The following is an 11,045-nucleotide window of genomic DNA, read 5'->3' on the forward strand; positions in this document are numbered from 1 at the left end:
GCCTTGGCGACGGCCTCCGTCTTGGGTGTGTAGCCGAGTGCGTCCGCGGCCTTCAGCACGCGCTGCCGTGTGCGCTCGCTGACCCGGGCTGGGGTGTTGAGCGCGAGTGAGACGGTGGAGATGCTCACTCCGGCTTGGGAGGCGACGTCGTAGATGGTGATCCGGCGCGGCAACTGGCTTCAGTTCTCCTCGGCCTGGCCGCTGCTCGGCCCCCGGTAGGTGATGCCCGCATCGTACCGGGGTGCCCGGCGCGCGAAGGACGTGTTCCTGGCGGTCTGTTCGGCGGGGGAGGGCGTGTGCTCTGCGGCCTGTCCGGCCCCGGGGAGGGGCGGGGGCTGCTGCGCGTCGAACGCTTCCCGGCCGGGTGTCGTGAGGGGTCGCTGTCCCGCGTCGGCCGGTCTGGGGACAGGGCTTTCGCGCCGGGTTTCCCCTGGCCGCGGCGCTTCGGCGTCCCGGCGTAGCCGGCGGTTTCCCGCTCGTGGGCCGTTCGCTCGTGGGTCGTGGGTCGTTCGGTGGTGCCGGTGTGGGCGGGGGACGGCGGGCGGGTGCCGGGGGGCTGGGTGTGGTGGGGGTCAGGGCAGGTGGTGGCCTTCGGCGTGTGCTTCGGCGGTGTTGAGGAACCATTCGCGTGCTGCGGCGGCGACCTGTTCCAGGGCGCCGGGTTCTTCGAAGAGGTGTGTTGCTCCGGGGATGACCTGGAGCTGGTGGTCCGCGGGCAGGAGCTGGGCGGCTTCCTGGTTCAGTTCCAGTACCTGGGGGTCGCGTCCGCCGACGAGGAGCAGTACGGGGACTTCTACCTGTTTGAGGGCGTCGCCGGCGAGGTCGGGGCGGCCTCCGCGGGAGACGACGGAGACGACCGGTCCGGCCTGGGCTGCGGCGACGAGGGCGGCTGCTGCGCCGGTGCTGGCTCCGAAGAGGTGCACGGGCACGCCGTGGGTCACGGGGTATTTGCTCAGCCACTCGATGGCGGTGGCCGTCCGTTCGCTGAGCAGGGCGATGTCGAAGCGGTGCTGCCCGGTCGCCGCGTCGGTCTTCTCCTCGTCCTCGCTGAGGAGGTCGATCAGCAGGGTGCCCCATCCGTGGCGTTGTAGTTCGGCGGCGACGGCGCGGTTGCGCGGGCTGTGCCGGGAGCTGCCGCTTCCGTGGACGAACAGCACCATCCCGCGCGGGGAGGGCGGCATGTCGAGGTCCCCGGGGAGGTCGACGTTGCCGGGCACCGCCACCGAGATCTGCTCCGAGATCATCAGCGTTCTCCCCTTTCCGGCTTGTGGTTGCTGCCTTCCGGGGTAGCCGCCGCGCGGCCGGGTCATGCCCGGCGTGATGCGTCGCGCAGCGCAGGACCTGGTGCACGGCTGGGCAGAAGCGGGCTCGGGGGTCTGCGGCACCCGGGCCCGCTCTGCCGCCGGGTCATGCCTCGCGTGGTGCCGGCCCGGCGCGCGGCCCGCCTGGAGCCGCCCGGTACCCGTGCTCCGTCCTGCCCGTCTCCTGCTCGCCCGCTGCCCGGGTTCTGCTCGCCTGCTGCCCGCTGTCCGGGTTCTGTTTGCTGTGGTGCTGTCAGTGCCGGTAGAGGCGGTAGTAGTCGAATTTCGCCGTGGCTCCGTCGCCGCCGAGGGATACGAGTCCGTAGCGCAGCCGGTGTTTTCCGGGGATGGTCCATGTGCCGCCGGCGGTCCACTGTGTTCCGTCGCGGCTGGTGAGGGCCTGCACGTGGTGTTCCCCGTGAGAGGTGGTGTGCCGCAGCCGCAGCCATGTGGTCCGTGCGGGAGGGCCGACCGAGGCCGAGCCGTAGGCGATGTCTCCGGCATACGGCTGCTCCTTGCCGTATTCGGTCTGCCGGGTGTTCCAGATGGCGGTGTGCGCGAGGCGCAGGTACCGGTCGTCGTAGGCGTAGGCGACCAGTCCGGCCTGCTGGTAGTTGCGTACGGTCTCCACGCCGAGGTCGATGCTGAGTTTCGTCTCGACGGTGAAGTCGCCCCGCGGCGCCTGACGCAGCATGACGGACGCGGTGTTGGTCTTCTTGTGCAGCTCCGCGTCCTGGGTCCGCCACACGTACTGCCCGTCCCTCACGCTTCCCGCCGGGTGACGTACCCACTGCCATCCGGGGCGGGGCCGTTCACCGTCGAACTCGTCGCTGCGGGCGGGGTCGAGGGATCCGGGATCGCCGGGCGGTAGCTGTCCCCGCCGGCAGGGACGGCCGGCCGCTTCTGCGCTTTCGTGCGGGGAGAGGTCACCGGTGCGGGCTGCCGCCCGGCCGAGGCGCCCTTCCCGCCTCGCACCACCGGCCATCCGTTCTTCCAGTCGAGCCGGTCGATGAGCATGGGGCGCCGGTTGATGCCGTAGGGCTTGTCGAGGTACGGGTTCGAGCGGTCGATGGCGTGGTAGAGCATCCAGTCCTGCCCGGCGAGGTCGGTGACGACCGCGTTGTGGCCGGTTCCCACCCACCGGTTGCCGTTGGGGGTCAGCGTGATGGAGCCTCCGGTGCGCGACGCGGTCAGCGGTACGCCGTCGCGGTCGGTGAAGGGGCCGCGGACGGAGCGGGAGCGGCCTGCGAACACCGAGTAACCCGTGGTCGGCCCGGCGCAGCAGTCGCCGGAGGAGGCGAAGAGGTACCACCAGCCGCCGCGGCGGATCACATACGCGCCTTCGAAGCGGTTGTCGGTGGCGACCAGGGTGGGGCGGCCCGCCCGCCGGGTGCCGTCGGGGGAGAGCGCGGTGACTTCGATGCCGCCGTTGTAGGAGCCGTAGTAGAGGTAGCGGCGGCCGTCGGTGTCGGTGACGTGGGCGGGGTCGAAGGTCCATTTGAAGCCGTTGTCGCCGCGGCGGGGCGGCACGACCGGTTCGCCGTGGGTCTTCCACGGTCCGGCGGGGCTGGAGGCGGTGGCGACGCCGATGGCGCTGTCGTCCTTCTCGTCGGTGGCGTCGGTCTGCGTGACCACGAAGTACAGCCAGTAGCGGCCGTCGTGGTAGGTGATGTCGGGGGCCCAGTAGGCGGCGTCTTCCGCGGCCCAGCCGGGCGCGTTGTCCTTGCCGAGCGCGTCGGTGACGTACTTCCACTCCACCAGGTCGCGGGAGCGGGCGACGGGAAGCGAGTGGGGTTTCCCGCCGCTGCGCAGGGGGTCGGTGGTGCCGAACGCGTACCAGTAGCCGTCTTTTCCGCGGACGACGGCGGGGTCGGCGAAGGTGTCGGCGAAGCCGCGGGAGACGGGGTTGACGTAGGTCTTCCCCGAAGCCGGGCTCTCAGAAGCCGGGTTCCGGGAGTCGGCGGAGGCGAACGTGCCGTAGGCCCCGGGCGCGGCGGCGAGGACGGCGAGCAGGGCCGATCCTGCGACGGCGGTGCGGATCCGGGATCCGGCGGTGGTTGCGGTCACGTACGTGTCCCCTCCCTGGGCGCTGACGGCGGCAGAGCATGTGTACTGCGCCCGCTACAACGTTGTAAAGGAGGGGGGTGCTGTTCGTTGCCCTGTTGACAAACGCCGCCCGGGGCGAGGTCGCCGACCGGACGCCGGAGGAGCCGGGAGTGCTGGGGGTGCTGGGGATGTCGGGGGTGCCGGAGGTTCTGGGTGCGGGGCAGCCGCCCGCCCCCGGGGCGCCCGGGGTAGGGGCGGCGGGGGCGGGCGGCTGCCGGGTGCGGCGTGCGCCGGTGGGGTGCGGGTGTGCGGTGGTGGTTCAGGTCTGGGGCTTGCGGCCGTGGTTGGCCGCGTTCTTACGGCGTGCCTTCTTCTTACGGCGGCGCTTCGACGACATGTCGACTCCTCTGCAAGGGGGTTGGTTTCTTTTCCTGGTGGTTGCCCTGGCCGGCTGCTGCGGGCGTGCGCACGGGGCGCGGCCTGCCCGGGGGCAGCGGCTCGGCGCATCGCCCATGGTGGCAGTGATCGCGCGGCGGGGCTAACCGCGGTCGCCCGGCGCCGGGGTCTCTGGCGCCGGGGGTCGGCGGCCGGTGAAGGCGCCGGTGTGGGCGGTGTGTTGACGTCGCGTAGACGGCGCGATCGCGCCCGCGTCACAGGGGGCGAGGCGGCGGTAGCCGGTCGCGGCATGGGCGTCGGCCGGGAGGTCCTTTCCCGGGGCGGGGCCGTAGGGAGGGCCGGGCCCGGCGGCTGGTTGCGGGCCGGGGGTGGGGAACGGGCTGTCGTGGCGGGGGAGTTGTGCCGGGTGCGCGGGGGCCGGGGCGGTGGTGGTTCCGGCGGCAGCGCGCGGGCGGGGCTGGCGGCGGATGCCGGTGCTCACTGATCGCTCGCACCGGCCACGTGCTGTACGGGCGCGAGGCGTTTCGCCGGACCACCCGCGCATTTTGGGCGGGCCCCGGGCCCCGGGCGCTGGGGTGTGGGGTCGTGCGGCGGCGCGGGGGCGTCGGGAGGTGAGTGAACTGGCGGAGAAGGGGCGGTTGTTGCTGTCTCAGGGGTGCGCCTGTCGGGCGGGCCGAAGTTCTGGCGTGCGGCGTACGGCACGCGTGGTGGGCGTAGAGCGTGGCCGCTGGTGATCGGGCGCTTCGCCGGGGTGGGGTGGGGTGTTGGCGGGACGGCGGTGAACCAGGCGGGCCGGTGCCCGGGGGCGCGTCGTGCGGGTGGTATGTGTGCCGGTCGGTGGGGGGCCGGTCTCGTCCCGGGAGAGCGGGAGAGTGTGGGGTGTGGGGGCTGTGGGGCCGGGCTTTGTGTTCATCGGGTCCGGGGGCGGGTGGTGGCCGAGTCCCCTTCACATCCCCGGCCCCAGGCACTCCGCTACCCGCCCGGCCGCCCCGCCCGACCGGACACCGGCCTGCGCCAAGTGCCCGCCTGGAGCCAGGACTTCGCCGGGCGCACGAAGGGGTGCGCCCGGGTGTTGTCCGCGGGGTTGTGCCGACGACGGAGGTCTCGTTGGGGGCGGGGGTGCCTGGTCTCGTCCGGTGGGGCAACGCTGCGGTGTCTGCGGGTGTGCGGCGTGCTCGCCGCCCGTAGCGGGCCGTGTGGGATCGGACGGCCTGCTGTTCGTCGCCGTACGGGGCGGGTGGGGGCCGGTAGTTCGGGACGGTTGCTGAGGTGCTGCCTCACCGGCCGAGACCGAGACCGAGACCGAGACCGCGGTCGAGGTCGAGGCCGGGACCGGCCCCGGGGGCGGGGCGGGATCGGTGTCCCGGGGCGGGGTGCGGGTGTGGGCCGGTGGTGCTGGGGGGTGGTGTTCTCGCCCCGGCGCCCGGGGCGTTGGCCTGCCCGCTGCCCGCTGCCCGCTGCCTGGTGTGTGGGGGTCAGGGGGCGGGTTTGATGTTGTGGTTGAGGCGGAAGGTGTTGTCGGGGTCGTAGTGGGCCTTGATGCGGGCCAGGCGCTGGTAGTTGTGGCGGCCGAGGCCGGCGATGATGCGGTCTTCGCCTTCGTGGCCGATGAAGTTGAGGTAGACGGCGCCGCTTGCCCAGGGGGAGAGGTCCTCGCGCAGGCCGCGGGCCCATTGTTTGCCGCGGGTGTCGTCGGCGGGGTCGTTCCACAGTCCGAAGGGGTGGACGATCCAGGGGGCGTGCCGCCAGGGCAGGGGGTAGCGGTCGGCGTCGCGGGCGACCGCGCCGCCCTGGGGGAAGAGGACGTGCTGGGAGGGGAGGGGACGATCATGTCGTGGGCCCGTGCGCAGAACAGGTCGACGGCGTCGTCGGGGAAGGCGTCGAGGTGTTCCGCGGACCAGTAGTTGCGGTAGCCGGGCGGGTCGTCGAGCATGCTCTGCAGCTGCGCGTAGGGGAGTTGGGCGATCATCGCTCCGGCGTGGCCGAGCCGCAGCATCGGGGCCATGACCTCACGGGCCTGCGCCTCCTGCCCGGTGTAGGTGATCAGTACCGCGCACACCAGCTTCCCCACCAGCCCGCGGGGGACGAAGGGCTCCTCCCCGGCGGTCAGGTAGATCAGCCCGCCCCCGACCTGGTCCGGGGCGCCGGCGATGAACTCCCGGTAGGCGCGCGCCACTTCCCCACCCGACTCCGGCGGCCACACCAGCAGCGCGGCCGTCAGCGCGGGCAGCGGATGCAGCCGCAGCGTCAGCACGTCAGCGAGGTGACCGGGCCGAAGTTGCCGCCGCCGCCGTGCAGCGCCCAGAACAGTTCGCTGTGGGTGTGCGGCGTGGCCCGTACGAGATCACCGCCGGCGGTGACGACCTCGGCCGCCAGCAGGTTGTCGCAGGCCAGGCCGAAGGCCCGCTCCAGCCACCCCGAACCCCCGCCGAGCACGAACCCGCCGACCCCCGTCGTCGAGACCCGCCCGCCCGTCGTGGCCAGCGCATACGGCTGGGTCGCACGGTCGAGATCGGCCATGGTGGCACCGCCGCCCACCCGCACCGCCCGCGCGTCCGGATTCACCGTGACGCCGTTCATCAGCCGCAGATCCACCACCACCCCGTCGGTCGTGGAATTCCCCGCCACGCTGTGCCCGCCGCCGCGCACCGCGATCTGCAGCCCCTCGGCACGCCCGTAGGCCACGGCCCGGGCCACCTCGGCCTCGTTACGGGGCAGAGCTATCAGCGCGGGCGAGCGGTCGATCATGGCGTTGAAGACATGCCGCCGCTCCTCATACGAGGGATCACCGGGAGTCAGCAGAACGCCGGTGAAACCCCTCCGCAGATCGTTGAGTGCGCTCTCATGCACCATCCGGGACGACATAGTGTCCCCTTCCGCGCAGCTTTTACCTACTTTCGACCGTAACGCCCGGAAGAAACGGAGCCGGAGGCGACGGCCGGGACACCGGAGGGTCTGGGAAGGGCTGGAAGGCTGGAGGGGACGCAGAGGTAACGGGCACAGGGAGAAGCAGCGGGAGCGGGAACGGGGGTGGCGGCGTCGGCCGGGAGGGTGCGCTCCGCGCCGTCGGGCCCGGCCCCCCGGGGGGTGGGGAACGCGCAGACAGGAGCGCCCAGTTCGACACCCGGCCGAACCTCCCGGCCGAACCTCTCTGTGTCGCGCTGTCTCCATGTCCCGCCCACAGACGGGAAGTTGAGATGACGGCCGGGGGAAGGCGGTGCCAGCTTCGCTACGCCTGCGGCCCAACCCTGCGCGGGGGAGGGCCCGGTTCACGCTTTGGTGCCTCCTTTGGTGCCCCCTGGGGCGGCGGCGGCGACGGCGACGGCGCTGCCGTTGAAATGCCCGGGGCGAAACGCTGGCCGACGACCGGCGCGTGCGGACGACCGCCGCCCGCGGAGAGCCGGCACTCCCGCGGCCCGTGTCTCGGCGAGCGGGCGGGGGGTGAACCGGGTTCCGGCGGGAACCCGGATCGGGCCGAGGACCGCCACGAAGTGGGGACGAACGCGCGATGGCACGGCTACTCGTCGAAGACGACGACCTGATCGTCCGGCTGCCCTGGTGGGAGAAGGCCGCAGCGCGGCACGGCGACGTGCGGGTACCGCTCGCCGCGGTACGGCGCGTGAGGACCGAGCGTGACTGGTGGCGTGCTCTGCGCGGAGTCGCACGCCGCGGCGTGTGGATCTCGGGGGCGCTGTACGCCGGCACCCGCCGAGACCACGAGGAGGACGACTTCGTCGCCTTCCGGCCCGGCCGTCCCGTGGTGTGCGTCGAGGTGCGGCCCGGTACGCCGTGGAGGCTGCTCTCCGTCTCCGTGGCGGACCCCGAAGCCACAGCCCGGTGGCTCCGCAGGCGGGCCCCGGACCTCGACCCCCGCGGAGCCGGCAAGAGCGCACAGGCCGGGGTGTGGGACTGGGTCACCGACCGCCTCACCCTGTGGCCGAGTCCCTAGAACCCCGCCAGGCACCGACCGCCGAACGACCTGCCGCCGAACGGTGCGGCCCCGGCGGCCGGCCGACGCGGCCGGGCCCGAACAGCCGCTCAGGAAGCGGATGACGCCGTCGGCGAACCCCAACAGGCATGGAAACACAGCCATCTGAGCCCACAGTGACAAACCGGTGCGGCACCGGCCCGCGGAGAAGCCCGGCCCGCATCGCGGCGGGAGCCGTCCGGCCCGGACGGTACTCCGCGTACTCCGCACAGCACCGTCCGCGCCGGTGCCTGTACGTGCCGGCTAACTGGGCTGTCAGGTCCGGCCGTTCGGCCCCTTCCGGAAACAAGACGGCAGGCGCCCGCGACCGGCACCTGCCGCCTCTTCCCCTTGGTGTCCGTCACCGCTCCTGACATGACGACGTCTCGTCATGTTGGTGAAAGCGCCTGTTCCGGCGCATAGTTGGGACACGTCTTGATAGGTTTGCTCTCACTGCTTACACATCAAGGTGTGAGGTCGAAACCGTGAGGAGGTGACCCCGCGTGCCCACACACGGCGTCGCCACAGGGCCGTACGGGACGGAGGCCGCTCGTAAGGCCCTGTTCCAACTGCTCGATGCCGGAAAGCCCGTGGTCATCACGCGGGAGTCCGGCGACACGGTCGTACGGGCCGTCCTGACACCGCTGAACGCCCTCACCGAACAGCAGCACGCCGTGCTGGAGTCCTGGCCCGCGCACGGACTCACCCAGGCCCGCCAGCAGTTGGGCAGCCTCGTCACCGCAGCCGCCGCCGGCGCTCCCCAGCGGCTGCGGAAGCGCACCCGCGACGTCGCCGTACTCCTCCCCGCCGACGTCCCCGCCGAGGCGACGGTCCCGGCGCCCACGCCCCCGTCGCCCGCCGAAACCGCAGCGACCAGGCCCGTCGACGAGGCGCCCGCCCCGCCCGCCGAGGCCGCACCGCCCCAGACCCCGCGGCCTGCTCGCCGGGCACGGACACTGACCGGACCCGCCGCGGTGCTGGAGAGCATCACCAGCACCGCCCGCGCCGCACTCTCCTACGGACTCGCCGCCCTCGACGACGCGACCGGCGGCGGACTCCTCCCGGGCCGCCTCGCCCTCATCGCCGCCGCACCCCGGCGCCGGCGGCAGCCTCCTCGCCGCGAGCGCGGCCCGCGACACCGCCGTCGTCCACGGCCGCCCCGTCCTCTACGCCGCCTCCGGCCCCTCCGCCGCGGACGTCGTCGCCCGCATCACCGCCGCACACGCCGGCGCCGACTACCAACGACTGCGATCGGGCCTGCTGGACCCCCCGCCACACCTCGCCGCACGACTCGCCGAACCCCGCCAAGCCCCCCTGTACGTCGACGACGGAGACGACCTCGACACCGGCGCCATCGAGTCCACCCTCGCCGACGTCGACGGCCTGGCCCTCCTCGTCGTCGACCGCCTCCAAACCGCCGCGGACCCGGCCGTACCGCTGTCCGGCGACACCCTCCCCGCCGCGACCCGCGACCTGATGCGCCTCGCCCGCACCCACCACCTGCCGGTACTCGCCGTCGTCGACACCGACGACCCCACCCTCCTCGACACCCTCCGCGCCGACGTCGTACTCCGCCTGGAGCGCACCGGCGACACGGCCCGACTCGCCGTAGCCGACGACGACATCGGCATGGGCGACGTGACGCTCTACCCCGACTTCGTACACGCCCGCTTCCTCGACACCCCCGACCCGCACACACCCCCACAACCCCCTCCACCGCCGCCTGCACCCCGCACAAAGCAGCCACCACCCCACCCCCCGGCAGAGCACGCCAACCGAGCCACCACAGCTCCCAAGTCCCGCCCCGCCGCGGCGCGTTCAGGATCACTCGACGCCGACGTCATCGAACAGATCCACGCCACCGTCGCCGACGCCCTGCACGCCGCGGGCGGCGACGCCGACGCCGCGGCCAGAACACTCATCAAGCGGGCCGTGCCGGACGTCATGGCCTGGTTCGACCACACCCGCAAAGGCTCCCGCTACGAACACAGCTCGTTCCCGCCGGTACTGGACCTGCTGAAGAAGACCGGCCAGAAATCCGGCGCCGACGCCATCTGGGAAGGCCGCCAGAACTGGAAGAACACCGCCGTACGCGCCGACGCCACCCCACGCGAGACCATCGCACTCGATGCGAACGCCGCCTACCTCGCCGCATTCAAGACACACCTGCCCATCGGCCAACTCACCTGGAACGACAGCCAAGTCCACGACCCCAAACGCGCCGGCATCCACCACATCACCCCACCCGCCTGGCCCCACGAGGACCTGCCCTCACCACTCGGAGACCGCCGCAAAACCGGCGACGTCTGGATCACCGAACCCACCCTGCGCCTCCTCCAGCGCTGCACCCAGGACGGCCTGTGCGACCCGCCCCTCATCCACGAATCATGGACCTCCGGCGCGACGGAGAACGTCCTGGAGAAGCTGCGCCGCACCCTCGCCCAAGTACGCCGGGAAGCCATCGAAAACGGAGACGACGTCACGGTGGAATACCTCAAATCCGCGTACTCCAAGTTCATCTCCACCATGGGAGAGTCCACCTACAACCGCGAGATCCGCCGCCCCGACTGGATGCACATCCTCCGCAGCCAGGCATACGCGAACCTCTGGCTCAAGGCCCGCAAAGCACACCAGGCCGGACTCGTGGTCGTCGAAGTCACCGGCACCGACGAGCTGCACGTCCACGGCGACTGGCAGCAGGTATTCACAGAAGGACGAGACCTGTCCGACATGAAACCCAAGCGCACCTACACGCTGGGAGCCGACCGGTGACCGCACGCGAGGAATGGGGCGAATTCTCCAAATACCACGCCCAAGGCATCCCCGGCGCCGAAGCCCTCGCCGCAGAACTGGACCGGATCATCCGCGACACCGGCATCCGCAGCCCCATCGACACCCGCCGCGGCCTCCACGCCCGCCTCCACTACCTCGACAGCCCCGCCTACCGCACCGCCCTCAAAAACGCCGGCGTACGCCCCGCCACACTCCGCCGCTGGCAGACCGGCAAAGCAACACCCTCCCGGAAAAGCCGCCAACGCATCGAAAAGGCCTACCGCACCCTGCGCAGCCACAACATGCTCCGCTCCGGCGCACTGACAAAACGCCTCAACCGAGCAGGCGCCGGAACCCGCGTAGAGATCTACCCCGTCAACCAGACCGCGGTACGCCCCCCACACCGCCGCGACGTACAACAGCGCTCCCTCCAGATCCGGGACTGGCACGACATCGTCTCCGCCTGGGACGCCCGCGACACCGCCAGACTCGACGCCGCCTGGGACGACATCATCACCGACCTGGGCTCGGAGTACGACGCATACGCCTACGTCTCCGGCGTC

General features: G+C 72.2%; 6 protein-coding genes and 4 pseudogenes. 4 read left to right on the forward strand and 6 right to left on the reverse strand.

From position 1 onward, the window contains the following. Positions 1-35: 35 nt before the first annotated feature. The 6 genes and pseudogenes from MMA15_RS28615 to MMA15_RS28620 all read right to left on the reverse strand — a co-directional run. A pseudogene (locus MMA15_RS28615) lies at positions 36-173 on the reverse strand (LacI family DNA-binding transcriptional regulator); the annotation flags it as partial. 399 nt (positions 174-572) lie between these two features. Next, positions 573-1,244, reverse strand: coding sequence for a dienelactone hydrolase family protein (locus MMA15_RS27655; protein ID WP_241056883.1), 672 nt, complete (start codon positions 1,242-1,244; stop codon positions 573-575). A gap of 310 nt (positions 1,245-1,554) precedes the next feature. Continuing rightward, entirely contained in the window at positions 1,555-2,286 is a 732-nt protein-coding gene (locus MMA15_RS27660) for a beta-xylosidase family glycoside hydrolase (RefSeq protein ID WP_241062884.1), read from the reverse strand. Between the two features lie 5 nt (positions 2,287-2,291). After that, positions 2,292-3,368 (reverse strand): annotated as a pseudogene (locus MMA15_RS27665) (family 43 glycosylhydrolase); the annotation flags it as partial. Positions 3,369-3,666: 298 nt separating this feature from the next. Continuing rightward, a complete protein-coding gene (locus MMA15_RS28700; protein WP_505016615.1) occupies positions 3,667-3,861 on the reverse strand; it encodes a hypothetical protein in 195 nt (64 codons plus the stop codon). A 1,357-nt stretch (positions 3,862-5,218) separates the two neighbouring features. Continuing rightward, positions 5,219-6,608, reverse strand: a pseudogene (locus MMA15_RS28620) (FAD-binding oxidoreductase). 643 nt (positions 6,609-7,251) lie between these two features. Between MMA15_RS28620 and MMA15_RS27675 the strand changes: the two are divergent. From MMA15_RS27675 to MMA15_RS27690, 4 genes and pseudogenes are all read left to right on the forward strand, one after another. Then, entirely contained in the window at positions 7,252-7,692 is a 441-nt protein-coding gene (locus MMA15_RS27675; RefSeq protein ID WP_241056880.1) for a hypothetical protein, read from the forward strand. Between the two features lie 1,170 nt (positions 7,693-8,862). Further along, a pseudogene (locus MMA15_RS28625) lies at positions 8,863-9,168 on the forward strand (type II toxin-antitoxin system prevent-host-death family antitoxin); the annotation flags it as partial. An 18-nt stretch (positions 9,169-9,186) separates the two neighbouring features. Then, positions 9,187-10,482, forward strand: coding sequence for a hypothetical protein (locus MMA15_RS27685; RefSeq protein ID WP_241063560.1), 1,296 nt, complete (start codon positions 9,187-9,189; stop codon positions 10,480-10,482). Further along, positions 10,479-11,045: hypothetical protein (locus tag MMA15_RS27690; RefSeq protein ID WP_241062886.1), on the forward strand; the 567-nt coding region annotated here is incomplete at its 3' end. The genes MMA15_RS27685 and MMA15_RS27690, both read left to right, overlap by 4 nt.

Origin of the sequence: Streptomyces marispadix, from assembly GCF_022524345.1 — a bacterium.
GTDB lineage: Bacteria > Actinomycetota > Actinomycetes > Streptomycetales > Streptomycetaceae > Streptomyces > Streptomyces marispadix.